At 73.1% G+C, this 23,548-nt stretch carries 19 protein-coding genes and 1 pseudogene; 12 read left to right on the top strand and 8 right to left on the bottom strand.

The features are described from left to right. Positions 1 to 115 precede the first annotated feature (115 nt). From ACH4PY_RS18405 to ACH4PY_RS18415, 3 genes are all read left to right on the top strand, one after another. Positions 116 to 1,228, top strand: a complete 1,113-nt coding sequence (locus tag ACH4PY_RS18405; RefSeq protein WP_398183175.1) for a ferritin-like domain-containing protein — start codon at positions 116 to 118, stop codon at positions 1,226 to 1,228. Positions 1,229 to 1,245: 17 nt separating this feature from the next. Further along, complete coding sequence (locus ACH4PY_RS18410) at positions 1,246 to 2,424, top strand: CapA family protein (RefSeq protein WP_398183178.1); 1,179 nt, start codon at positions 1,246 to 1,248, stop codon at positions 2,422 to 2,424. Positions 2,425 to 2,655: 231 nt separating this feature from the next. Continuing rightward, complete coding sequence (locus ACH4PY_RS18415) at positions 2,656 to 3,561, top strand: polysaccharide deacetylase family protein (RefSeq protein WP_398183181.1); 906 nt, start codon at positions 2,656 to 2,658, stop codon at positions 3,559 to 3,561. 28 nt (positions 3,562 to 3,589) lie between these two features. On the opposite strand, the gene ACH4PY_RS18420 is transcribed toward ACH4PY_RS18415, so the two are convergent. Both ACH4PY_RS18420 and ACH4PY_RS18425 read right to left on the bottom strand, forming a co-directional pair. Continuing rightward, complete coding sequence (locus ACH4PY_RS18420) at positions 3,590 to 5,065, bottom strand: penicillin-binding transpeptidase domain-containing protein (RefSeq protein ID WP_398183184.1); 1,476 nt, start codon at positions 5,063 to 5,065, stop codon at positions 3,590 to 3,592. Next, positions 5,062 to 6,465 (bottom strand): FtsW/RodA/SpoVE family cell cycle protein, encoded by a 1,404-nt coding sequence (locus ACH4PY_RS18425; protein ID WP_398183187.1) that lies wholly within the window; start codon positions 6,463 to 6,465, stop codon positions 5,062 to 5,064. The genes ACH4PY_RS18420 and ACH4PY_RS18425 overlap by 4 nt, the downstream gene beginning before the upstream one ends. A 316-nt stretch (positions 6,466 to 6,781) precedes the next feature. Between ACH4PY_RS18425 and ACH4PY_RS18430 the strand changes: the two genes are divergently transcribed. From ACH4PY_RS18430 to ACH4PY_RS18445, 4 genes are all read left to right on the top strand, one after another. Continuing rightward, complete coding sequence (locus ACH4PY_RS18430) at positions 6,782 to 7,522, top strand: pentapeptide repeat-containing protein (protein WP_398183190.1); 741 nt, start codon at positions 6,782 to 6,784, stop codon at positions 7,520 to 7,522. After that, positions 7,519 to 8,010: a glutathione peroxidase gene (locus ACH4PY_RS18435; protein WP_398183193.1), complete on the top strand. Its 492-nt coding sequence runs from the start codon at positions 7,519 to 7,521 to the stop codon at positions 8,008 to 8,010. The genes ACH4PY_RS18430 and ACH4PY_RS18435 overlap by 4 nt, the downstream gene beginning before the upstream one ends. A gap of 418 nt (positions 8,011 to 8,428) precedes the next feature. Further along, positions 8,429 to 8,632, top strand: coding sequence for a hypothetical protein (locus tag ACH4PY_RS18440; protein WP_398183196.1), 204 nt, complete (start codon positions 8,429 to 8,431; stop codon positions 8,630 to 8,632). Between the two features lie 168 nt (positions 8,633 to 8,800). Further along, complete coding sequence (locus ACH4PY_RS18445) at positions 8,801 to 9,232, top strand: hypothetical protein (RefSeq protein ID WP_398183199.1); 432 nt, start codon at positions 8,801 to 8,803, stop codon at positions 9,230 to 9,232. Between the two features lie 104 nt (positions 9,233 to 9,336). Here the strand turns inward: ACH4PY_RS18445 and ACH4PY_RS18450 are convergent, their stop codons facing one another. After that, positions 9,337 to 10,344: a LuxR C-terminal-related transcriptional regulator gene (locus ACH4PY_RS18450; RefSeq protein ID WP_398183202.1), complete on the bottom strand. Its 1,008-nt coding sequence runs from the start codon at positions 10,342 to 10,344 to the stop codon at positions 9,337 to 9,339. 193 nt (positions 10,345 to 10,537) lie between these two features. Between ACH4PY_RS18450 and ACH4PY_RS18455 the strand changes: the two genes are divergently transcribed. Beyond that, positions 10,538 to 11,743: a Gfo/Idh/MocA family protein gene (locus ACH4PY_RS18455; RefSeq protein WP_398183205.1), complete on the top strand. Its 1,206-nt coding sequence runs from the start codon at positions 10,538 to 10,540 to the stop codon at positions 11,741 to 11,743. Between the two features lie 9 nt (positions 11,744 to 11,752). Here ACH4PY_RS18455 and ACH4PY_RS18460 read toward each other — a convergent pair whose 3' ends face one another. Continuing rightward, positions 11,753 to 12,997 (bottom strand): DUF4032 domain-containing protein, encoded by a 1,245-nt coding sequence (locus ACH4PY_RS18460; RefSeq protein WP_398183208.1) that lies wholly within the window; start codon positions 12,995 to 12,997, stop codon positions 11,753 to 11,755. Between the two features lie 137 nt (positions 12,998 to 13,134). Between ACH4PY_RS18460 and ACH4PY_RS18465 the strand changes: the two genes are divergently transcribed. Further along, positions 13,135 to 13,638: a DinB family protein gene (locus ACH4PY_RS18465; protein WP_398183211.1), complete on the top strand. Its 504-nt coding sequence runs from the start codon at positions 13,135 to 13,137 to the stop codon at positions 13,636 to 13,638. 210 nt (positions 13,639 to 13,848) lie between these two features. Then, positions 13,849 to 14,595 (top strand): dienelactone hydrolase family protein, encoded by a 747-nt coding sequence (locus ACH4PY_RS18470; RefSeq protein ID WP_398183214.1) that lies wholly within the window; start codon positions 13,849 to 13,851, stop codon positions 14,593 to 14,595. Positions 14,596 to 14,659: 64 nt separating this feature from the next. Here ACH4PY_RS18470 and ACH4PY_RS18475 read toward each other — a convergent pair whose 3' ends face one another. Continuing rightward, on the bottom strand, positions 14,660 to 18,754 hold the full coding sequence (locus ACH4PY_RS18475) for a hypothetical protein (protein ID WP_398183217.1): 4,095 nt from the start codon (positions 18,752 to 18,754) through the stop codon (positions 14,660 to 14,662). A 499-nt stretch (positions 18,755 to 19,253) separates the two neighbouring features. On the opposite strand from ACH4PY_RS18475, the pseudogene ACH4PY_RS18480 reads away from it, so the two are divergent. Continuing rightward, a pseudogene (locus tag ACH4PY_RS18480) lies at positions 19,254 to 19,685 on the top strand (transcriptional regulator); the annotation flags it as partial. Positions 19,686 to 19,747: 62 nt separating this feature from the next. Here ACH4PY_RS18480 and ACH4PY_RS18485 read toward each other — a convergent pair. Beyond that, positions 19,748 to 20,530: an AraC family transcriptional regulator gene (locus tag ACH4PY_RS18485; RefSeq protein WP_398183220.1), complete on the bottom strand. Its 783-nt coding sequence runs from the start codon at positions 20,528 to 20,530 to the stop codon at positions 19,748 to 19,750. 151 nt (positions 20,531 to 20,681) lie between these two features. On the opposite strand from ACH4PY_RS18485, the gene ACH4PY_RS18490 reads away from it, so the two are divergent. Beyond that, positions 20,682 to 21,989: an MFS transporter gene (locus ACH4PY_RS18490; protein ID WP_398183223.1), complete on the top strand. Its 1,308-nt coding sequence runs from the start codon at positions 20,682 to 20,684 to the stop codon at positions 21,987 to 21,989. A gap of 35 nt (positions 21,990 to 22,024) precedes the next feature. Here ACH4PY_RS18490 and ACH4PY_RS18495 read toward each other — a convergent pair whose 3' ends face one another. Both ACH4PY_RS18495 and ACH4PY_RS18500 read right to left on the bottom strand, forming a co-directional pair. Beyond that, a complete protein-coding gene (locus ACH4PY_RS18495; protein ID WP_398183230.1) occupies positions 22,025 to 22,978 on the bottom strand; it encodes a helix-turn-helix transcriptional regulator in 954 nt (317 codons plus the stop codon). A gap of 50 nt (positions 22,979 to 23,028) precedes the next feature. Next, entirely contained in the window at positions 23,029 to 23,304 is a 276-nt protein-coding gene (locus tag ACH4PY_RS18500) for a hypothetical protein (protein WP_398183233.1), read from the bottom strand. Between the last annotated feature and the right edge of the window lie 244 nt (positions 23,305 to 23,548).

The following is a 23,548-nucleotide window of genomic DNA, read 5'->3' on the forward strand; positions in this document are numbered from 1 at the left end:
GCCTCCGGTGCACGAGGGTTACCAGCGGTACGGGTCTTATGAGACTCTGTGTCAACAAGCCCGTCAAGACCCCGCGCACGAACCGCCGCCCGGCACAGGCGATTGGAGCCGCCCCATGTCGACGCAAGGCCGTTACACCACCGAGCCCGCCGAGTGGTCCTGGCAGGTGCCGGCGCACGGCGCCGCCCGCTTCACCTGGGAGTACGACGACGGCCGTGACCGGCTGCTGGCCCTGTACCAGAAGGGCAAGGACAAGCAGTGGGACGGTATGCGCCGGATCGACTGGGATCTGGAGGTCGATCCGCACGACCCGCTGGGCACCCCCGACGAGGTCATGTCGCTGTACGGCTCGCGCTACTGGGACGCGATGAACGACGCCGACCGCGCGCTGCTGCGTCAGCACTACGCCTCCTGGCAGTTCAGCCAGTTCCTGCACGGCGAGCAGGGCGCGATGGTGTGCGCCGCACGCATCGTGGAGTCGGTCCCGGACCTGGACGCGAAGTTCTACTCCGCGACCCAGACCATGGACGAGGCCCGGCACGCCGAGATCTACGGGCGCTTCCTGCACGAGAAGATCGGGATGCTCTACCCGATCGACGACAACCTCCAGTCGCTGCTGGGCGACACCCTGCGCGACTCCCGCTGGGACATGCCCTACCTCGGCATGCAGGTGCTCATCGAGGGGCTGGCGCTGGCCGCGTTCGGCATGATCCGCGACACCACCGACAAGCCGCTGCCCAAGCAGATCCTCGCGTACGTCATGCAGGACGAGGCCCGGCACGTCGCCTTCGGGCGGATGGCGCTGCGCGACTACTACCGGCACCTGTCCGACGCCGAACTGCGCGAGCGCGAGGAGTTCGTGATCGAGGGCTGCTACCTGATGCGCAACCGGCTGCGCGGCCTGGAGGTGCTGGAGAACTTCGGCATCCCCGCCGCCGAGGCCGCCGAGCTGACCGAGTCCTCCGACTTCCTGCGGCTCTTCCGCAAGCTGCTCTTCTCGCGGATCGTGCCGTGCGTGAAGGACATCGGCCTGTGGGGCCCGCGGCTCCAGCAGGCGTACGTCGATCTCGGTGTCTTCGAGCTGGGCGACTCCAACCTGGACCTGCTGATGACGCAGGACGAGGAGATCGCCGAGCGGATGGACGCCGAGCGCTTCGCCGCCGAGGAGCAGGCCCGGGTGACCGAAGTAACCGAAACCATCACCCAGGGGGAGGAAGCTCCGGCGTAGGACCGTACGCTTGTCCGATGACCAGTGAAGGGCCGATATCGCGGCGTGCTGCCCGCCGGGCCAGAGCGCGCCGAAGGCGCCGCAGGAACACGGCGGTCGGCCTGTCGGTGGTCGTCGTCGCCGCCGTGGCGACCGGCTGGGCGGTACTCGGCCGCGGCGGCAGCCCCGCCGGAGCCGCGGCCACCCCGCGGACGACGGCCACCGGGGCGCCGTCCGGCCCGGCCACCGCGTCCGCGACCGCCGCCGGGGCCGCGCACGAGCCGTCCGGCACGATCACCCTCGCCTTCGCCGGCGACGTGCACTTCACCGACCGCACCGCGAACCGGCTCGGCACGGACCCCGCGCTCGGCCCGATGTCGCAGGCGCTGGGGGCCGCGGACTTCTCGATGGTCAACCTGGAGACCGCGATCACCACCCGCGGCACCCCGCAGCCGAAGAAGTTCCACTTCCGCACCTCGCCCGACGCGCTCGGCGCCCTTCAGCGCTCCGGTATAGACGCCGTGACGATGGCCAACAACCACGCCGTCGACTACGGCCCGCAGGGGCTGACCGACAGCCTCGCGGCGCAGCGGGACTCGCCGATACCCGTCGTCGGCATCGGCCCCGACGACACCGCCGCCTACCGCCCGTACGTCACGACGGTCAACGGCGTGCGGCTGGCCGTCGTCGCCGCCAGCCAGGTGCAGGACTACACCAACCAGGTCTTCCGTGCCGGGCCCGGCCGCCCCGGCATCGCCTCCGCGCTGGACCGCCCCAAGCTGCTGGCCGCGGTGCGGGACGCGCGCAAGCAGGCCGACGTCGTCGTGGTCTACCTGCACTGGGGCACCGAGGGGCAGAACTGCCCCGGCCCGGAGCAGAAGTCGATCGCCGCCGACCTGTCCGCGGCGGGCGCGACCGCGGTCGTCGGCACGCACGCGCACGTCATGCTCGGCTCGGGCATGCTCGGCCCGACCTATGTCGCCTACGGCTTCGGCAACTTCCTCTGGTACGGCTCCTCGCCCTACCCGCACTCCGACCAGACCGGCGTGACGACCCTCACCGTCACCGGCGGCAAGGTCGCCAAGGCGGTCTTCACCCCGGCCCTGGTCGACGGCCACGGCGTGCCCGAGCCGCAGACCGGGGCCGCGGGCCGGACGATCACCGACCGTTACGAGGGCCTGCGCGGCTGCACCGGGCTCAAGGCCCCGCCGAACTGAGCCGCGCGGCCGGTCGCCCGCCCGTCGACAGGGCGATTTCGGCCACCCCGCATGACGCGGACATGCAGTGATACGACGATACGTCCGGATCCTGTAACGACCCCTTGGTTGCGTCGTCGTCGCGGAACCGTACCGTGGGCGGCCGCATCTATCCGTTCGCGGAGCAGGTGAGGGACGCTGGGCCGCGGAATCGGGACCTCGGGCGACGAAGTGGGCGGGCGGTCACACACCATGACGGGTTGGCGGACAACGGCCGGGCGGCTGACACCGGAGCGGATCAAGAGCGCACCGCGAGCCCTGGTGATAGGGGTGGCCGTCGTGGTGGTCGTGCTCGCCGCGGTGGTGTCGGCGCTGGTCGCGCCCGGCGGCGGCAGCAGCGGCACCGCGGCGGCCGCGACGACGGGGAGCACGGCGAACGGCAAGAACGCGAAGGACGGCGGCGGGACGGGCGACGGCAAGGGCGGCGGGCACTCCACGTCCCCGCACAAACCGTCGTCGAAGCCGTCCAGGACCGCGCCGCCGGTCCCCTTGGTGCCGGTCGACATCGTGCACGCGGCCGAAGCCCCCGGCAAGGCCGTCAACATCACCATCGACGACGGCCCCGACCCCGTGTGGACCCCCAAGGTCCTGGAGGTGCTCAAGAAGCACCACGTTCACGCGACCTTCTGCATGATCGGCCCGCAGGCCAAGGCCCACCCCGCCCTGGTGCGCCGGGTCGTGGCCGAGGGGCACCGGCTGTGCGACCACACCGTCTCGCACGACGAGTCGATGGACCACAAGCCTTTCGCGTACCAGCAGAAGGAGATCCTGGACGCCCTCGCGATGATCGAGGAGGCGTCCGGCAACGCCCCCGTCCAGTACTACCGGGCCCCCGGCGGCGCCTTCACACCCGCCAGCCGCCAGCTCGCCGCACAGCACGGCATGCGGCCGCTCGGCTGGAACGTCGACACCAAGGACTTCTCCCGGCCCGGCGTCGGGACGATCGTGGCGACGGTCAAGTCGGAGATCTCCAACGGCCCGACGATCCTCTTCCACGACGGCGGCGGCGACCGCGCGCAGACCGTGGCCGCCCTCGACCAGACGCTGACCTGGCTCGCCCAGCAGCACTACACCTTCAGCTTCCCGAAGGTCCACTGACCGCTCCGGCCCGCACGAACCGCCCGGCTCAGCCGCCCGGCGGCCGTGGCGCCGCCAGCACCGCCCGCATCACCGCACGGGCGATCGGCGCCGCGCTGCCGCCGCCGGAGATGTCCGCCCGAGCCGCCTCCGCGTCCTCCACGACCACGGCGACGGCCACCGCCGCCCGGCTCGCACCCTGCGGCCGGGCGTAGCTGATGAACCACGCGTACGGGGTGCCCTTGTTGCCCACGCCGTGCTGCGCGGTGCCGGTCTTGCCGCCGACCACCGCGCCCGGGATCGCCGCGTTGGTGCCCGTGCCGTCCGTCACGACGGCCTCCATGAGCTGCTGCAACTGCCCGGCGGTGTACCGCGACACGGCCCGGTGCAGCCGCTCGGGCTCGGTCCGCGACACCACCGCGCCGGAGTGGTTGGTGACCTTGTCGACCAGGTACGGGCGCATCAGCTCGCCGCCGTCGCCGACCGCCGCCGCGACCATCGCCATCTGGAGCGGCGTCGCCGTGGTGTCGAACTGCCCGATCGAGGACAGCGCGACCTGGTCCGGGCTCATCGCCGTGTCGAAGTTGCTCTTCGCGACCCCCGGCGGGACCCGCAGGCCGGTGTCGTTGAAACCGAAGGCCTGCGCCTGCCGCACCATCGCCCCGAGCCCCACGTCGGCACCGAGCTTGGCGAAGACGGTGTTGCACGACACCCGGAAGGCGTCCAGCACGCTCGCGTCCGCGCAGCCGCGGCCCTCGTTGGTGAGCGACCAGGCGGTGCCCGGCAGCCGGTACGGGTCGGGGGAGTCGGTCGGCGCCGTCAGATCGGTGACCGCGCCCGACTCCAGCGCCGCCGCGGCCGTGACCACCTTGAAGGCCGAGCCCGGCGGGTAGGTCTGCCGGATCGCCCGGTTGAGCATGGGCTGCGCCGGGTCGTCGTTGAGCGCGCGCCACCGCTCGGCCACCGCCGCGCCCGTACCGGACAGCAGCCCCGGGTCGTAGGACGGCGACGAGACCAGCGCCAGGATCCGGCCGGTCGCCGGGTCCAGGGCGGCGACCGCGCCGCGCCGCCCCGCGAGCCCGGAGTAGGCGGCCTGCTGGGCGGCCGCGTCGATCGTCGTGTGGACGTCGCCGGGGCGCTGCCGGTCACGGGTGATCTCGCTCCACAGCGGCACCGACGCCAGCCGTGCGCTGGTGCCGGACAGCAGCCCGTCCTCGGTGCCCTCCAGCAGCGAAGTGCCGTACGTCTGCGACGCGAAGCCGGTCACGGGCGCGTACAGCGGCCCGTCGCGGTACGTGCGCACATACGCCAACTGGCCGCCGGTGTCGCGCGAGCCGGTGACGGACCTGCCGCCGACCAGGACCGCGCCGCGCGGATGCGCGTAGCGGGCGATGGCGATCCGGCGGTTGGCCGGGTCGGCGGCGTACGAGCCGGACTCGACGACCATCACCCGCACCGCGTTGACCAGCAGCGCCAGCGCGAGGAGCAGGATCAGCACCGCGCAGCGGCGGATGCAGCGGGTCACAGGGGGACGTCCTCTCCCGGCGGCGACGGCGGCGACGGTGGCGACGGCGGCGCCGGGCGGCGCGCGCTGTCGCTCAGCCGGATCAGCAGCGCCACGATGATCCAGTTGGTCACGACCGACGAACCGCCCTGCGCCAGGAAGGGCATCGCCATACCGGTGAGCGGGATCAGGTCGGTCACCCCGCCGGCGATCACGAACACCTGGAGCGCCACGATCGCCGCGAGCCCCACCGCGAGCAGCCGCCCGAACGGGTCGCGCAGTGCCAGCCCGGCCCGCAGGCCGCGCGCCACCAGCAGCGCGTACAGGCCCAGCAGCGCGCACAGCCCGGCCAGGCCCAGCTCCTCGCCCGCGGTCGCAAGGACGAAGTCGGACTTCGCAGCGAAGCCGATGAGCGCCGAATGCCCCTGGCCCAGCCCGGTGCCCAGCATCCCGCCGTTGCCGAACGCGTACAGGGACTGGGCGAGCTGCCCCGGCCCCAGGCCCGCGCGGACGCTCGCGAAGGGGTGCAGCCAGTCCTCGACCCTGCTGTGCACGTGCGGCTCCAGCGAGCCGACCGCGAACGCGCCCGCCGCGCTCAGCAGCATCCCCACCGCGACCCAGCCGGTCCGCCCGGTCGCCACGTAGAGCATCACGACGAACAGCCCGAAGAACAGCAGCGAGGTGCCGAGGTCCCGCTCCAGCACCAGCACCCCGACGCTCAGCAGCCAGATCGTCAGCACCGGCCCCAGTACCCGCCCGGTCGGCAACTGAAGCCGCCGCAGCCCCAGCACGGTACGGCCGGTGTACGCCAGCACCGCCCGGTTGGCCGCGAGGTAGGCGGCGAAGAAGACCGCGAGCAGCACCTTCGCGAACTCGCCCGGCTGGATCGAGAACCCGGCCGCCCGGATCCAGATACTCGCGCCGTTCACGGCCGGGAAGAAGATCGGCGCGGCCATCAGCACGAGCGCCGCGGTCACCCCCAGGTAGGAGTAGCGGGCCAGCACCCGGTGGTCGTCCAGCGCCAGCACCGCCAGCACGAACAGCGTGATGCCCAGCGTCGACCACACCAGCTGCGCGGGCGCCGCCCGCGGCCCCAGCACCGGCTCCAGGTCCAGCCGGTAGATCAGCACCAGGCCCACGCCGTTGAGCAGCACCGCGATCGGCAGCAGCAGCGGATCGGCGTACGGGGCCCGGGCGCGTACGGCCAGGTGCGCCAGCACCGCGAGCAGCGCGAGCCCGGCGCCGTACCCGGCGGCGTCCTTCGGGACCGCGCCCGACGTCGCGAGCCCCACCTCCGCGTAGCCGTACACCGACACCAGCACGGCCGCGACGGTGAGCGACAGCTCCACCCCGCGCCCGCGCCGCGGCCCCGCCGCCACCGGCCCCTTCGCGGGGGCGGTTCTCGCCGAGGTAGCGCTCATGCCTCGCAACTTAGCAAGCCGTTGCCGACATGTCCGTCATGTCCCCCGCGATGCCACGCGGGGCGCCCCCGCCCCCAGAGGCTCTGGAGCATGCGCGTGCCGCGCCGGGCACCCGTTTTCAGGCTGCGCGTGCCGCGCGGGGCACCCCCCCAGGGGCGCGGGGAACTGCGCGCTCAGCCCACCACCGGCCGGTGGTCCGGAAACGACAGCAACTGCCCCTTCCGGCCGGTTGACTACCCGCGCCCCGGTGGGGGCTGAGCGCGCAGTTCCCCGCGCCCCTGATGGTTGCCGCCCGCGGCATGCGTAGGGTGGCGGCGTGAACGCACAGCCTCGCGGAGAGATCGCCCAGACGCTCGCCGACCTCCCGTACGCCTCCGCGCTCGTCCCGTACAGCGGACCCCTGGAGGTCGAGGGGGACTACGACACCGTGCACCTCGACGGCCTGGACGTGGCCGAGGGCGCGCGGGCCGCGGGGGCCCGCTTCCTGGAGTCCGCGCTCAGCGACTGCGTGCTGGCCGGCACGGACCTGCGCGGGGCGCGGTTCAACGACGCCTGGCTGTCGGGCTGCCGCCTCACCGGCTGCACCCTGGCCGGAGGCCAGTGGCTCGACACCGCCGTCCTCGGCAGCTCCCTCGCCGGTGTCGAGCTGTACGACGCGGTGCTGCGCCGCGTCACGTTCGTGCGCTGCAAGCTCGACTCCGTCAACCTGCGGGCGACCGCGCTGCACGACGTCGTCTTCGAGGACTGCGTGCTGCGCGACGTCGATTTCGGCGAGGCCCGGCTGGAGGGCGTGACCTTCCCGGGCAGCCGGATCGAGCAGGCCCGTTTCGGGCGGGCCGTGCTCAAGAACGCCGATCTGCGCGGCGCCCTGACGATCGACCTGGCCGACGGCTACGAGTCGCTGCGCGGCGCGGTGATCACTCCCGCGCAGCTGCTCGACCTCGCGCCCGCCCTCGCCCAGACCCTCGGCCTGACCGTGGCCGAGCCCGCCGCGCCCGCCGGGCGCGCGTCCAGCGCCCGGACCCGGGCCGCAAGCAGAAGGAGCCCCCGCCGATGAGCACCCTCCACGACATCCCGCTGCAGACCCTCGACGGCACCGCGACGACGCTCGCCGAGCACGCCGGCAAGGTCGTGCTGCTCGTGAACGTCGCGTCCAAGTGCGGTCTCACCCCGCAGTACGAGGCCCTGGAGCGGTTGCAGAAGAGCTACGGGGACCGCGGCTTCACGGTCGTCGGCATGCCCTGCAACCAGTTCGGCGGCCAGGAGCCCGGCAGCGCCGAGGAGATCGCGACCTTCTGCTCGACGACGTACGGCGTCAGCTTCCCGCTGCTCGCCAAGGCGGACGTCAACGGTGCGAACCGGCACCCGCTCTACGCCGAGCTGACGCAGGTGGCCGACGCCGAGGGCGAAGCGGGAGATATCACCTGGAATTTCGAGAAGTTCCTGATCAGCGGCTCGGGCGAGGTCGTGGCCCGGTTCCGTCCGCGGGTCGTTCCCGAGGCTGACGAGGTGATTGGTGCGATCGAGGCAAACCTGCCCCGCTGACCCACCGGCCGTGGTGGCGATCACCCGGCTGACCAGCGGCGAAGATGCCTAGATGCGCGAACGCGCCATGGCAGGATCCGGCCGGTTCCAGGACATTGTCCGGAACCGGCCGCGCTGGTTTTCTGTAATCACCGCCCCGGCAACGAGAAGGGACAGTGGAGTGCACGACTACGGGTTCCGCACCGGCCACCTGTGTGTCGACACGGACCCTGCACTCTGCGTTCCTTGCCAGGAGCGTTTGGATCGGCAGCTCGCCTTGCTTCCCCGGGTATACGGCGAGCTTGAGGTCGCACTCGTAGCAGCGCAGGACCCCGGCGACAGACTGTCCGGTACTGACCGGCCCGGCATCCCCCTGAACGGGCCGGCAGTCGAGGCGCGCGCTGCTATTCGAGACACTCTGACCTCCTGGGCCGATCTGATGGTCGAGGGCCGCACCGTCCGCCTCCCCCTGCGGACGGTGCCGGCCCTCGCGGCCTTCCTCCGGCGCCATCTCGGCTGGCTCGCGGTGCATCCCGCGGCCGACGACGCGGCGACCGACATCGACACCGCGCTCCAGCGCGCTCTGGCCGTCGCCAGGCCGCACGAAGCCCTCATGGCCGCGACGGCCTCCGTCGGGTCCTGACCCGAGCCCCGACCCAGGCCCACCGGCCGTAGGGAATCATCCCCCCACAAAAATGCACAAAGCACCGCGCGGTCCGCGAATCATCACGGGCCGCGCGGTGCTGTGTCCGCCGCGGTACGGGCCGATCGCCCTCAGACCTGGACGGTGCTGGGGAACCACCCGGCAGGCGTGGCCGTGGTGGTGCTGGGGAACCAGCCGATGGGCGTGGCGGTGGTCGTGCTGGGGAACCAGCCCGCGGGCGAGACACTCGGGAACCACCCGGCAGGCGTGGCCGTGGTAGTACTCGGGAACCAACCAGCGGGCGAAACGCTCGGGAACCACCCGTCGGGGGTGACCGTCGTAGTACTCGGGAACCAACCGGCGGGCGTCACACTCGGGAACCAGCCGTCAGGCGAGACGGTGCCGGTCTTGGCGACGGGTGCGGGCGCAGGCGCGGGCGCGGAGGAGGAGTCGGCGGCAACAGCCGTGCCGGCAGCCGACGACAGAGCGAGCACCAGTGCTGCTACAGCGGAGACATGGGTCGAACGCCGGATCCGCGACATCTTAATCCTTAGGTGGGCAGAGGAAGTGACGTGCTCACTATGGAGTAGGGACACATGACTTTCCTAATGATGGCAAATGCAACCTGCATCGAACCAGGTAGTGCATGTGCGTATCTCTGCCATGGCGTGAATACGCCGGTCTGATCGCGTCACCTGAGGACGTCAGATCAGACGGTGGGCCGCGGCGAGGACTCCGGCCTGGAATCGGCTGTCTGCTTCAAGATAGCGCATGATCTCGGAAACCAGGCGACTCACTGTCCTCAATGACACCCCGAGTTTCCGGGCGATCCGCTCGTCCGTCAAGCCGTTGGCCAGCAGCCTCATGGTCGTACGGTGCTGCTCGGTCAGCTCGCTGTCGGATTCCAGGCTCGGCGGCGTGTTCGCACTGTAGGGGACCGACCGCAGCCAGCAATCCTCGTACATGGCCACGTACGAACGCACCAGGGCGGGCCCGCGGATGACAATGGCGGGGCCCAGCGGCTCATCCGGATTCGCCAGTACCAAAGCGCTGTGTGTATCGGCCATCAGGAGATCGAAAGGAACCTGCGGGGCGAGCCGGACTTCCACTCCCGCGGCAGTGAGATCCGACAGGTATTTACGTTGCCGGGGTGCTGAATTAATGCTCTGGCCATAAATGGCGCGCACTTTGATGCCGCGTGCGATGAGTTCGCTGTCGGCGGTGAGGGAACTCGCCAGGACCTCGCTGGACGGCAGCGGGCCCGGGTGCATCCAGCTGGCCGTCTCGGTGATCGTCGCGTCGAAGTCCCGCAGGAACCGGCGCCGCCGGTGGTCCCGGGTGATCAGCTCGACCTCGATCTCGGCGTTCTCCCGCAGCACCGCGGGGCGGTAGCGCTCCATCAGCGACTCCGCGGCCTCGACCATCGAGGTCAGCTCGTCGCGCTGGCGCCGCAGCGACGCCCGCTGCCGGGCCAGCAGCTCGATCAGCGCGGTGTCCGGCTCGACCGCGTCCACCGTGTCGGCGCCCTCGGTCGGGCGTATGAGCCCCAGCTCCGCCAGCTCCTGCCAGCCCGCCTCGGACTCGGCCTCGGTCAGGCCGAGCGCCGCCGCGGCCTTGTCCGGGGCGACGGCCCCCTGGCTGCGCAGTGTCTGATAAAGGGCGAGCCCGATGTCGGCCGCATTCGGCCCACCGCCCCTCACCGAATTGGCCACGGATTCCCTCTTTCGTCGCGCGGTGCGCCGAAACGTGCAGCTGCCTGCAAGGTGGCAACCGCACCCTATACCGACTCTAGCAATGGATGGCCCCCTTGCCAGGGGTGAGATCACGGTTCGGACACCCCGGCGTCGCGGTCGCGCCACGTTTCCTGGTAGGAACGAGAGCCGGCCGGGCGAAAGGATGAGCACGATGCGTCACACGGGGCGGCAGGGGCTGCCGGCGGAGACCGCCGACGGGCACGGCGGAGGCCTCACCGGGGCGGACGGGCCGGGGCACGCGCCGGTCCCGGTCGTCGTCGTCGGGGCCGGGAAGGTCGCGCACGCCGCGCATCTGCGCGAGATGCGCGATCTGCCGCGGGTGATCCGGCCCGCGGCGGTGATCGACCCGGACCCGGCGCACCGTGCGGCGGTGATGGCGGGATTCGACCGGGTCGCGGTGTGCACCACCGCCCAGGAGGCGGTGTGGGCCGGGGCGCAGGCCGCGCTGGTGCTCTCCCCGTGGTGGACCCACCGGGACGCGGTGCTCGGCTGCCTGGAGGCCGGGCTGCCGGTGCTGTGCGAGAAGCCGGTGAGCCTGGACCCGGCGGAGATCGACGAACTGGCCGCCGCCGAACGGCGCACCGGTGTGCCCGTGACCGCCGGCTACATGAAGCGGCACGATCCGATCGTGCAGTTCTTCGTCGAGCACTGCCGGGACAACGCGGCCACCGCCCGCCGGATCAGCGTCGACATCCACGACCCCAACGCCCCGCACCTGGTCGACCACCTCGTCCCGTACCCCGCCCCGCCCTACGGGCCGCAGCCGGCCGCCGCGCAGGAGGCGCTCGGCCGGGCGCTCGGCCCCGGCGCGAGCGGCACGCAGCGCGAGGTGTACGCCCGGGGCCTGGGCGGTTCGCTCATCCACCAGGTCAACATCGTGCACGCGGCGCTGGAGGGAACCGGGCGCACGCTGCACGGGTCGCTGGAGCACAGCGTGCAGTGGGCCGGCGGCAGCGCGGTGAGCTGCCGGTGGCGGCCGGACGACGGGCTGCTCGTCGAGGTCAGCCATCTGCGGCTGCCCGAGCACCGGCGCTACCGCGAGACGATCGAGTTCACCGGCACCGACACCGTCGCGACCCTCACCCTGCCCTCGCCCTACGCACGCGACGAGGGCGCGACGCTGCACATCGACACGTGGGAGCCGGACACCGGCGCCGCCACCCGCACCACGCACCGCTCCGGGCCCGCCGTGACGGGCTTCCGCGAGCAGTTGCGGGCCTGGGCCCGCAGCGTCGCGTGGACCCCCGGCGCCGAGGGCCCGCCCGCCCCGCGCCGCGGGATCTGGCCGCTGCCGGGGCTGCGCGAGGTGCGCGCGGACACCCTCGCGGTCAGGGAGGCGGCGCTGCGGCTGACGTGAGGCGGGGGCTCACTCGGCCTCGGGCTCGGGCTTGATCGCGGTCGGGTCCGGCACGTGCGGCAGGACGTCGGCGACGTACGAGGCGACGGCCGCCTCCAGGCCGACGTCCTTGCCCGCCTCCTCCGACATGTACCAGCGGTGCTCCAGCAGCTCGTGGTAGATCTGCGCGGGGTCCAGGCTGCGCCGCAGCTCGACCGGGACCAGCCGCACCGCGGGCCGGAAGACCTGCCGCACCCAGCGGTGTGCGAGCACCTCGGGCCGGGCGCCCAGAGGGTCGCCGGGGGCGTAGTCGTCCTGGGTGGTCATCCAGGACTCCAGGTCGTTGAGCAGGCTGCGGGCCTGGTTCTCCTCGGTGTCCATACCGGTGAGCCGCAGCAGTTGCCGCTGGTGGTGGCCGGCGTCCACGACCTTGGGCAGGAAGGTGATGGTGTCGCCCTCGGGGGAGCGCTGGATCTGCATCTCGGCGACGTCGAAGCCGAGGTCGTTGAGGCGGCGTATCCGGCGGTCGATGTACTGCCGCTTGTCGGCCGGGTAGACGGACTGCCGGGTCAGCTCGTGCCACAGGTCGTTGTAGCGCGAGCAGATGGCCTCGGCGAAGGTCACCGGGTCGACGGCCGGGTGCAGCGAGCCGCCCGCCTCCAGGTCCATCAACTCACCGGCGATGTTCACCCGGGCCAGGTCGATGTCGTAGTCGCGCTGCCCGGCGGTCAGCTCCGGCTGGATCTGCCCGGTCTCGGCGTCCACCAGGTAGGCGGCGAAGGCGCCCGCGTCGCGCCGGAAGAGGGTGTTGGACAGCGAGCAGTCGCCCCACGCGAAGCCGACCAGGTGCAGTCGGACGAGCAGCACCGCGAGCGCGTCCAGCAGCCGGTTGACGGTGCTGGGCCGCATCGTCGTCTCGAACATCGAGCGGTAGGGCAGCGAGCCGTTCAGGTGCCGGGTGACGAGCGCGGGCTCCAGCGGGGTGCCGTCCGCGGCCTCCCGCCCGGTGACGACGGCGATCGGGTCGACCCCGGGTATGCCGAGCCGGTCGAGGTCGCGCAGCAGCCCGTACTCGCGCACCGCCGCCCACTCGCTGACCTCCTTGACCGCCACCACCTCGTCCCCGGCCCGCGCGAAGCGCACCACGTGCCGGGAGATGCCGCGCGGCAGCGCGACGAGCGACGCGTCCGACCACTGCTCCAGCGGCAGGTGCCACTCCAGGTCCAGCAGGGCGGAAGGGTGGTCGGCGTCGAAGGCCCTGATCTGCAGCGGCATGGCGGCGGCTCGGCTTCCTCGGGAGGGGGACGGGGCGGCGTGGCGCCGCAGCTTCGATGGTGCCATGCGCGACACGCGGGGCCGTCGGCGGGAATACGGTCGACAGCGGGCCCGTGGATCGAAGAGCATGCCTGCTCATGACCAGAACAGACCTGCCGCCCACCGGCGACGAGCGCACCACGCTCACGACCTTCCTCGACTACGCCCGCGACACCGCCCGGGAGAAGTGCGAGGGCGCCACCGACGAGCACGGCCGCGGCGCCCCGCTGCCCGGCTCCCCGCTCATGACGCTGTCCGGTGTGATCAACCACCTGCGCTGGGTGGAGCACTGGTGGTTCGACGTGATCTTCCTCGGCGAGGAGGACCGCGGCCCGTGGACGGACGAGGACCCCGACCGCGAGTTCACCGTGGACCTCGGCCTCCCCCTCGCCGACGTCCTCGCCGCCTACGCCGCCGACGCCGAGCGCCACCGCGCGACGGCCGCCGCCCACTCCCTCGACGACCTCGCCCGCCGCCCGATCCGCGACGGCAGCCATGTCAACCTGCGCTGGGTCCTGATGCACCTCATCGAGGAGACCGCCCGCCACAACGGCCACCTCGACATCCTGCGCGAACTGGCCGACGGCACGACGGGCCAGTGACCGGCCCGGTGACCCGGCCCGGTGACCCGGCCCGGTGACCCGGCGGGGAACCGCGTGCTAGCGTCGGCGGCGCCGTGCATCGATGACGACCGGAGGAGGTGAGACCGATCAGCGCAACGACAGGTCGGGCCCGCCCTCTCCTCGCGCATGGCTGAGGGAGCGCCCGCGCACGCGCGACGCGCGTGAGGCATCCCGAAAGGCGTGAACGCCATGCGTTTCACTCTCCGCCCGGATTCGTCGGTCGTCGACGGCGTCCGGAGCAGGCATTTCTCTCTCGGTGAGATCCCCGGTGTCCTGTGGACCCCGGACGGGGCGGCACCGGGCACCCGGCCGCTCGTGCTCGTCGGGCACGGGGGCGGGCAGCACAAGCTGGCCCCGCTGGTGACCGCCCGCGCGGAGCACTTCGTGCGGGAGTGCGGCTTCGCGGCCGCCGCCGTGGACGTGCCGGGGCACGGGGACCGGCCCACCGACCCGGAACTGGACGCGCTCGCCACCGCGAACGGGCAGCGCATCGCGGCGGGCGCGCAGCCGTACCCGCTGATCGCGGACTTCCAGGCGCTCGTCGCCCGGCGCACCGTGCCGGAGTGGCGGGCGGTGCTGGACGCCCTCCAGGGGCTGCCGGACGTCGGCGCGGGGCCGGTCGGCTACTGGGGGGTGTCGCTGGGCTGCGGGCTCGGGGTGCCCTTCGCCGCCGCCGAACCCCGGGTGCGGGCGGCCGTGCTGGGGCTGAGCGGGGCGCGGGCGCTGGCGGACGCGGCGGCGCGGATCACCGTCCCCGTACGGTTCCTGCTGGCGTGGGACGACGAGCGGATCCCGCGGGCGGAGGGGCTGGCCCTCTTCGACGCGTTCGGCGCGGCGGACAAGTCCCTGCACGCCCACCCCGGTCCGCACTCCACGCCGCTCCCGGCGGACGAACCGGCGGACGCCGCCCGCTTCCTGGCCCGCCACCTGGTCTGACGACGGCGGACGGCCCGCCCCCGGTGGGGGGCGGGCCGTCCGGTCGTGCGGAGGGTGCGCGGGGTTACCAGTCCTTGCCGCCCGAGGAGGTCACGGTGACCGAGGCGGTGGCCTTCGGGGAGGTGACCTTCGTGCCGTCGGGGGTCAGCCCGGTGGCGGTGGCGGTGTCGGAGACGCAGCCGCGCAGCGCGTCCTGCTCGGTGACGGTGTACGGGGGCGCCGTGCACGTCATCGACTCGCCGGGGGCGAGCGTCGACTTCGGGCAGCTGACCTCGCCCGCGGTCGGGTCGTCGACCGTGACGTCGTGGAGCGTGCTGCCGCCGGTGTTGGTGACCGTCAGCGTCCAGTGGACGACGTCGCCGGGGCGGGCCGTGTCACCGGAGCCGCCCGCTCCGTAGCCGGTGCCGCCCTTGTGCTCGACCTCCGCCTTCTTCACCAGCTCCAGCGAGCCGGTCTGCGGCTCGGAGGTGACGGTGAGGCGGGCGGAGTCGGTGCCGGAGGCGACCGGGGCGCCGGAGCCGTTGACGGCGGTGGCGTGCGCGGTGTTGTCGATGTGCCCGGCCGCGGCGTCCTCGGCGGTCACCGTGTAGCGCGCGGTGCAGGTGGTCGTGGCGCCGGCCGCGAGCTCGTCCACCGGGCAGGCCGCGGGCGGCAGGCCGGTGCTGCCGCCGAAGGCGTCGTCGGCGATCGCCAGGTCGTGCACGGGCGTGTTGCCGGTGTTGGTGACCTTGAAGGAGTAGGTCACGGTGTCGCCCGCGGCGGCCCGCGCCGGGCTGACGCTCTTGTCGATGCTCAGCCCGGAGCGGTTCACGGTCACTGCCGCGCTGTCCTCGTTCGAGGTGACGGCGGTGCCGTCGTCGGCGCGGGCGGCCGTGGCGCGGGCGGTGTTGGTGATCCGCCCGGCCGTGACGTCGGCGTCGGTGACGGTGTAGGACGCCGTGCACAGGACGCTGTCGCCGGGAGCGATCGGCTCCTCGGGGCAGGACGCGTCGAGCGGGTCGCCGCTGCCGCTGAAGGACGTCTCGACGACGGCCGGGGCCAGCAGCGTGGCGGTGCCGGTGTTGGTGAGGGTGAACTCGTAGCCCACCTGCTCGCCCGCCGCCCACACCCGGGTGGGCGCGGCGGTCTTGGCCAGGCGCAGCGCGCCCGTGCCGGTGGTGGTCAGCTCGGCGCTGCTCTGCCCGGAGCCGACGTCGGCGCCGGCCGGGTCGAGGGCGTCGGCGCTCGCGGTGTTGTCCACCGTGCCCGCGTCGATGTCCTCCTGCGTCACGGTGTACGTGGCGGTGCAGGTGGTGTCGTCCCCGGCGCCGAGCGTGCCGACCGGGCAGCTGATGTCGAGCGGGCCGCCGGTGCCGCCGAAGTGGTTCTCGGTGACGTGCAGCCCGTGCAGCGCGGTGTTGCCGGTGTTGGTGACGTGGAAGCGGTAGGTGACCTGCTGCCCGGCGGCGCCGACGGTGGCCGGGCTGACCGACTTCTCCAGCTCCAGGCCGGGGTTGGCGGGCGGGCCCTCCAGGACGACCGAGCTGTCCTCGGAGGTGAGCGCCCCGGCCGGACCGGTGCCGGTGGCGTGCGCGGTGTTGGCGACGCTGCCCTGCGCGACGTCCTCGGCCGTCAGCGTGTACGTGGCGCGGCAGACCTCGCGCCCGCCCGGCGGCAGCGACGCCTCCGGGCACGTCACGTCGCCCTTCGTGCCGTTGCCGGTGAACCGGGTCTCGTCGATCGCGATGTCGTCCGCCGTGGTGTTGCCGGTGTTGACGACCTCGTAGAAGTACGTGATCTCCTGCCCGGCGGTGAAGTCCTCGGGCGCGTCCGGCTCGGCGGACTTCACCAGGCTCAGACCCCCGGTGCGGGTGACCTGCACGGTCTGCGCGTCGGTGTCCGTCAGCTCGGTGCCGTCCGGCGCGTAGGCCGTGACCTGCCCGGTGTTGTGGATCGCGCCCGCGTCCACGTCCTCCTGCGTGACCTCGTACAGCGCGGTGCAGGTGACCGGCTCGCCGGGCAGCAGGGTGTGGTCCCAGGCGCCGCAGTCCAGCGGTTCGAGGGCGCCGTGGCCGTCGAAGCCGGGGTCGGTGACCTCCACGCCGTGCAGCGTGGTGGTGCCGGTGTTCTCGACGGTGTAGGTGTAGCGGACGGGCTGGCCCGCGTGGTCGACCGTGCCGGGCTCGGCGGTCTTGGTGATGCTCACGCCCGGCCGCGGGTGGGTCGCCACCTCGGCCTCGGCGGGGCCCGCCTCGACGTGGTCGCCCAGCTCGCTGACGGCGGTGGCGCCCGCGGTGTTGACGATCCGCCCGGAGTCGATGTCCTCCTGCGTGGCCGTGTAGTCGGCCGTGCAGTCCATGACGTCGCCCGGCGGGAGCGTACCGGTCGGGCACTGGACGGCGGGGAAGCCGCCGGTGCCGCTGAAGTACCCGTCGGTGACCTTCACGTCGTGCAGCACGGCCTGCCCGGTGTTCCGCACCTCGAAGTGGTACGTCACCCGGTCGCCGGCCGTGTCGATGTCGGTCGGCTCGGCGCTCTTGGTGATGCTCAGCCCCGGCGTCGGGCGGTACACCGGGACGGCCGCGCTGGCCTCCGCGTCCGCCGGGTTGCCGAAGGCGTCCTCGCCGTGCGCGTGCGCGGTGTTGACGATGATGCCGTCGGCGGCGTCCGAGGGGGAGATCACGTAGAGGAAGTCGCCGCAGAAGATCGCGCCGCCCGCGGGCAGCGGGCCGCCGCAGTCGAAGTGCGCGCCGAGCCGCGGGTCGTCCACGGTGACGTGCTGGAGCGTGGTGGTGCCGGTGTTGACCACGTGGAACTGGTAGTGGACGGTGTCGCCCACGGTGCCGCCGGGGTTGCCCACCACTTCCTTGACCAGTTGCAGGTCGGTGTGGCCGACGCCGACGTTCTTGATGTCGCAGTGGATCTCGCCGGACCGCACCGCCTGGAACGACCAGTCGCCGGGCCCGCCCCGCAACGGCACCGGGTTGCCCTCGGCGTCCGCGCAGAAGGCGTCGGAGTGGTAGAACTCCGGGCGCGGCGGCAGGTAGTCGTTCGTCAGGTGGTCGAAGAGGTGGTACGTCCGGCCGGGCACCACGTCCACGGGCGGGGTGGCGACGCTGTCCTCGCCGTCCTGCGTGGTCGCGGAGGTCAGCAGGTTGCCGTCCTCGTCGAAGACGCCGATCTTGAACTGGTCGCCCGGGTCGTTGCGCCGGTCCACGGTCTTGACGACCGACAGCCGGGTCGGCGTCCCCAGGCGTGCGCACTGCGCGCCGTCCGCGGGGGCCGGGCTGACCCTGGCGACCGGCTGGGCGCTGCGCGCGTTCAGGTCGACGCGGTAGACCTCGTCGTCCGCGGAGGCGTAGAGGAAGGTGCCGTCGGTGAAGGTGGCGGCGAAGGGCGCGGCGGAGTAGCCGCCGCTCACCGGGCCGAGGTCGTGGTCGGTGAGGTTGCCGGTGTCGACGAACACCAGGTGCGCGGGCCGGCCCGCGCCGGTCGTACGGCTGAGCCCGTACAGGCCGGTGCCCGCGGGCCCGTTCTCCAGGTACGACCAGTCGCCGGGGACCTGGAGCGCGGAGGTGTCGAAGGCGCCCTGCCGCAGGATCTGGCCGTACGTGCCCGAGCCCGGCGCGAGATCGACCTCGGCGACGCGGCCGGTCGCGTCCACGACCCACCAGTGCCCGTCGGGGTCGATGTCGCCCGCGACGGGGGAGAGCGGCAGCGTCACGCCGATGGTCGCGAGGGCGCCGTCCTGGCCGATCCGGTAGACGGTGCCCGTCCCCGGGGTGACGCCGTAGAAGTAGTCGTCGAGGGTGTTGTAGCCCACCGCGTCGAGCGGGACCGAGGTCACCCCGGCGCCGGACACGGCACCGGTGGCCGGGTCGACGCGCTGGATCTGGATCAGGGCGCGGCTGATGATCGACACACTGTCGAAGGTGTAGCCCGCGAAGCGGTCCGGGCAGTTCCACGCGGGGAGCGCGGCCGCGGCGGCGGCAGCCCGGTCGGCGGCGCCGCCCGTCGTGCTGCCCGGGGTGGCGGCGGGGGCGGCCAGGGCCAGGCCCTGACCGGCCGTCAGGACCAGCGAGACGGTCGAGGCCGCCACCCAGACCGGGGTCCGGCGCCGCGCAATCCGGCCGGAGCGCGGTCCGTCCCACCCCTTGCCCGGCCACAACTGACGTCTCATCAACAACTCCCTGTGCGAACGGTGACGGGTCGCTACGAGGAGAGCAGGGGGCGGGCGGGGGGTGCGGGAGCCGGGTACGGCCTATCCGGTGAATTCACGGCAATTCCGCCCGAAGGGGCGAGTGGGCGGGCGGCCGGGTGGGGGACGGGCGGGGCTGAGCGGGCGGGGTGACTGGCGGTCTCCTGCCGCCGCCGGGCCGGTCGGTGGCTCGGCGGCGGCGGCGGAGGGGCGGGGCGGTTTCGGAGCCGTCCCGCGCGGCCCGGGAACGGCCGTACCGGCCCGGAGCGCCTCCCCGCGCCCGCCCGGCCCGGTACGGCCGGACGCATCCCCGTGCCCGGCCCGGGCGCTGCGCACGAGCCCCCCGGCCCGTGCGTCCCGCACCACCCGGAAAGTCTGGGGCGCGGCGGGGTGACGGCCCGGGCCCTGTCTGTACGGGTACTGCGAGGGCCACCCCGGGCCGCCGTACCGGACGCCCGCCCACTCGCCCCTTCGGGCGGAACTGCGGCGCATGATCGACCACATGGGGCAGGTCGGCGCCGCGGTCGTGGGCGACCACTTCGACGTCGCCGCGAACGCGCTCGGCGCCCTGCTCTTCGCGCCGGTGCTGACGAGCCCCAGCGCGGCAACCGGCGCGATGCCGAACCTGGCGCGGCACATCTTCCTCGACCCGTCCGCCGCGGACTTCTCCCTCGACTGGGACGAGGTCGCCGCCGTCACCGCCGCCCAACTGCGTTTCGTACGCGCCCTGTCGCCCGAGGACGCGGAACTGACCGCGATCATGGCGGAGTTGGACGCGGGAAGCTCGGCCTTCCGGACGTACCGGTCCGCGGGCGACGTGGAGTTGCGCGCCTCCGGGACCAAGGTCGTGCACCACCCCGACTACGGCGTGCTGCACCTGCACCACGAGAACCTCGACCTGCCGGGTGACCCGCACCACCGCGTTCGTCCTCAGTCCCGAGCCGGACCCGGCCACAACCGCCGTGCGGGCGCGGCTCATGCGCGCGGGCGGCTCCCCGGCGTCCGGCCGAACGCCCGCCGGAAGACGTCGATGAAGGCGCTCGGCGAGGACCAGCCGCAGCGCGCGGCGACGGCCGTGACCGGCTCGCCCTCGCTGAGCAGCACCAGGGCGTGGTAGAGCCGTAGTTGGGTGCGCCACTGCGGAAAGGTCATGCCCAGCTCGTCCCGGAAGAGCCGGCTCAGCGTGCGCTCCCCGGCGCCGGCCGCGGCACCGAACCCGGCGAGCGAGCGGCCGTCCGCCGGATCGCGCTGGAGCAGTGCGCAGACCGCGGCCAGCCGCGGGTCGGACGGCATCGGCAGGTGCATCGGTTGCTGCGGCGAGGCGCGCAACTGGTCCAGCAGCACCGCCCGCATCCGCCGCCGCTCGGCCCCCGTGACCGGCGCGTCCTCCCGCGTGTAGGCGAGGATCAGCTCCCGCAGCAGCGGCCCGACGGTGAGGGCCGCGGGCGCGTCCAGGCCCAGCGGGTTGACGGACGCGGGCAGCCCGATGGTGTGCAGGTCGAGCCGCCCGTGCGCGCGGTGCGAGTGCGCGGTACCCGCCGGGACCCACAGCGCCCGGTTGCCGGGCGCGATCCACGTCCCCGCGTCCGTGGTGACGGTCAGGACGCCGCGCCCCGCGTAGTGGATCTGGTGCGCGCGGTGCACGTGCGCGTCGATTCCCTCCCCGGCGATGAGCGGCCGGACCGAGGTGGGCGGCGCGACCGTCGTCTCGGGCGGCGGCGTCGTCGTCGCCGCTGGCGGGCGGGGTGTTCTCGGCACGGCCGCACTGTACGCGGCGCGGCGGGCGGGTCTCCCGGAGCGGCGGCTCGCGGGTGCCGGGCGGGGCCCGTCCCACCTCTGGCGGTTTTTCGACAGCATCCGGCATTCTGCCGGAAGCGGTGACCTCGGCCCGCGGGCCACGATCGACGTCATGACCACCTCACGGCCTGTCGGCCCGCCCCCCGAACCGCTCGCCACCGGCCCCGCTCCGGCACTTGTCACAGGCCCCGCCGGGGGCGCCCCGCCCGAACCGCCGCCGCCCGCGGTCGACAAGCTGCCCGCGGTCGACAAGCCGCCCGCGGGGGGAAAGCAGCAGCGGGCGATCCTCACCCTCTCCGTCGGGCACGCGTGCGTGGACATCTACCAGGGGGCCGTGTCCGCGCTCGTCCCCTTCTTCGTCGCGGACCGCGACTACACCTACGCAGCCGCGTCCGGCGTCGTGCTCGCCGCCTCGCTGCTCTCCTCCCTCGTGCAGCCCGCGTTCGGCGCGCTCACCGACCGGCGGAGCATGCCGTGGCTGCTGCCGCTGAGCACCGCCCTGTGCGGGATCGGCATCGCGTTCAGCGGTGTCGGCAACTCGTACGCGCTGACGCTGCTGTGCGTCGCGATCGCGGGCGTCGGGATCGCCGCATACCACCCGGAGTCGGCGCGGGTCGCGCGGATCGCGAGCCGCGGCAGCCACACCGCGATGGGCTGGTTCTCGCTCGGCGGCAACATCGGCTTCGCACTCGCCCCGCTGCTGGTCACGCCCGTGATCGGGGCGGGCGGCCTGGGGGCCACACCCGTACTGGTGCTGCCCGCAGCGCTGGGCGCGGCGCTCGCGCTGATGGCCGTACGCCGCGGGTCGGCCGCCGCGGAGGGGCCCGGGACGCGTACGGCGAAGGCCGACGCGCGCCCCGACGACCGCCGCTCGTTCGTCCGCCTGACGCTCGCGATCGTGTGCCGGTCGGTCGTCTTCGTCGTCCTCGGCAGCTTCATCTCGCTCTACGCGCGCCAGCGCACCGGCGGCGGCACGGCGGCCGGGGCCGCTGCCCTCTTCCTGCTCTACCTCGGCGGCGCGGTCGGCACGGTGCTGGGCAGCTCGCTCGCCGCCCGCTGGTCCCGGGTCCGGGTCGTGCGCTGGTCGTACGTCGCGAGCATCGCGGCGGTCGCGGGCGTCGTCCTCGTCCCGGGCCCGGCGATCTACCTCTTCGTCGCCCTCGCCTCCGCGGGCCTCTACGTCCCCTTCTCCCTCCAGGTGACCCTGGGCCAGGACTACCTCCCCTCCCGCGTCGGCACCGCCAGCGGTGTGACGCTGGGCCTGGCGGTGAGCGTCGGCGGCGTCCTGAGCCCCGCGGTGGGCGCCCTGGCCGACGCGACGTCCCTGCGCACGGCCCTCCTCCCCCTGATCGCCCTCCCCGCCCTCGGCTGGCTCCTCACCCGCCCCCTCCCCGAACCCGCCCTCCCCGCCCAGCCGTAGCTGCGGCCGGGGGCTCGGGGCCGGGCACCGCCCTCTCAGGCCGCGTCGCGGAAAACCGCTCCCGGAGTGGCCCGTGCCGTGTCGGACAGGACGAAGGCCGCGTTCGGCCTGGCCCACATCAGTTCCACCCAGTCGCGGACGGTCGCACCCGCGGGCACGGGGACCAGTTCCTTCGGCCCCGTCAGCGGCTGGGTGGACATGCCCACCGCGAGGAGTTGGCCTGCGTCCGTGGTCGTTGCCAGAACGACGTCGTGCCCGTGGGCGACCATGCGTGCGAGGACGGAGGCCGCCGACTCGGACGGTGTGGCGAGGAGGATGACATGGCGGCCCTCGGCGTCACGTGTGCCGGGCTGTTCGGCGAGCTGCTGAAGGATGCCGACGGCGTGCGGCCGCTCGAACGCCTCCGCTATCCGGCGGCGTTCGTCGACGAGGTCGTCGTCCGGCGCGTCGAAGGTGAGCGGGACGGTCACGCTCGTGATCAGGGCGTGGTCGATCAGCGCCATCTCCGTGCGCGTCGGGTGGTGCAGCCCGTCGTCGAGGCCGAGAGCGCGGAGCCAGGTGTTCACTTCCGACCAGAGCCACACCATGGACCGGCCGGCCGTGCCTTCGGGGAGGGGGAAGGGGGTTCCGGCGCCCTGCCGTTCGCCCCTGACCCACTGGGCCACGTTCTGCCTGCTCCGTCCGCTCCGTTCGGCGATCTCGGGGATCCCGACCAGGTTGCGGTCGAGGCGCAGGACGCGCAGCCGCGGGGAGGCGCTGACGGCTTCGGTCGCCGCTTGCAGGGCTGCTCGTACGGCGTCGCTGCCGGTGCCGGTCACCGTGAGCAGATCGACGCCCCCGCCGCGGAAGAGCATGGCGTCAATCGCTTCCAGCGCCTCGACCGCATCGTCGTCGTCAACGCTCACGCCGGACACCACGAAGGTCAGCTCGTAGTCCATGTCTCCTCCTTCGCCGCCCAGCAGCATTGCAGAGGTGTTGTCATTCGTCAACGGACAAAGGGTGAGGAAAGCGAAGAAGCCGGGCTCACGGATGAGGTGGATCAGGTCGTCGCGTCGCGTTTCCTTGCCAGGCTGCGTTGTGGCGAATCCTCGGGCTTCGGGCATCGTGCGGCCGCCGAGCGGATACGTCTCGCGGCGGAACCGGGATTCGACGGGGTGCCGGGAACGGGGATCGTCGTGCAGCCGAGTGCGCAGGGGCAGTACAACCGTCCCTTGTGACCCTCGGTGTGTACCGACCAGCCCTTGGCCAGCAGCTCTTCGACGACCTCCCGGATCTCCTTCCTGAGTGAGGAGACCTTCAGATCCTTCCCGACCATGTCAGCCTCCCATGCGGACTCCGTGGGCACCGTTGCTGCGCCCTTCGCGACCGTCCACCGCGCCAGGGCATACGTCTGTCCTGTCTCGGATCGTGCGTTGATCCGATAGGGAGGCAATCCTAGTGCCGTGAGCTGACTCTCCGTTATGTCCCGCAACGAGTCCGCGGACCTGCGCGGAGGGGAGTTGAGCCGTGCGGGCCGGGCGCCCGGCCGGGCAGGAGGCCGCCCCGGTGCACCCGGCGCC

The sequence above is a fragment of the Streptomyces sp. NPDC021224 genome (genome assembly GCF_044332905.1).
In the GTDB taxonomy this organism is placed as follows: domain Bacteria; phylum Actinomycetota; class Actinomycetes; order Streptomycetales; family Streptomycetaceae; genus Actinacidiphila.

Excerpts from the sequence above, each read along its gene's own strand:
- ACH4PY_RS18440 (WP_398183196.1), top strand. The coding sequence starts at position 8,429 with ATGGTCGAGGGCCGCACCGTCCGCCTCCCCCTGCGGACGGTGCCGGCC.
- ACH4PY_RS18470 (WP_398183214.1), top strand. The coding sequence starts at position 13,849 with ATGCGTTTCACTCTCCGCCCGGATTCGTCGGTCGTCGACGGCGTCCGG.
- ACH4PY_RS18435 (WP_398183193.1), top strand. The coding sequence starts at position 7,519 with ATGAGCACCCTCCACGACATCCCGCTGCAGACCCTCGACGGCACCGCG.
- ACH4PY_RS18500 (WP_398183233.1), bottom strand. The coding sequence starts at position 23,304 with ATGGTCGGGAAGGATCTGAAGGTCTCCTCACTCAGGAAGGAGATCCGG.
- ACH4PY_RS18460 (WP_398183208.1), bottom strand. The coding sequence starts at position 12,997 with ATGCCGCTGCAGATCAGGGCCTTCGACGCCGACCACCCTTCCGCCCTG.
- ACH4PY_RS18410 (WP_398183178.1), top strand. The coding sequence starts at position 1,246 with ATGACCAGTGAAGGGCCGATATCGCGGCGTGCTGCCCGCCGGGCCAGA.
- ACH4PY_RS18475 (WP_398183217.1), bottom strand. The coding sequence starts at position 18,754 with ATGAGACGTCAGTTGTGGCCGGGCAAGGGGTGGGACGGACCGCGCTCC.
- ACH4PY_RS18405 (WP_398183175.1), top strand. The coding sequence starts at position 116 with ATGTCGACGCAAGGCCGTTACACCACCGAGCCCGCCGAGTGGTCCTGG.
- ACH4PY_RS18490 (WP_398183223.1), top strand. The coding sequence starts at position 20,682 with ATGACCACCTCACGGCCTGTCGGCCCGCCCCCCGAACCGCTCGCCACC.
- ACH4PY_RS18465 (WP_398183211.1), top strand. The coding sequence starts at position 13,135 with ATGACCAGAACAGACCTGCCGCCCACCGGCGACGAGCGCACCACGCTC.
- ACH4PY_RS18425 (WP_398183187.1), bottom strand. The coding sequence starts at position 6,465 with ATGAGCGCTACCTCGGCGAGAACCGCCCCCGCGAAGGGGCCGGTGGCG.
- ACH4PY_RS18415 (WP_398183181.1), top strand. The coding sequence starts at position 2,656 with ATGACGGGTTGGCGGACAACGGCCGGGCGGCTGACACCGGAGCGGATC.
- ACH4PY_RS18455 (WP_398183205.1), top strand. The coding sequence starts at position 10,538 with ATGCGTCACACGGGGCGGCAGGGGCTGCCGGCGGAGACCGCCGACGGG.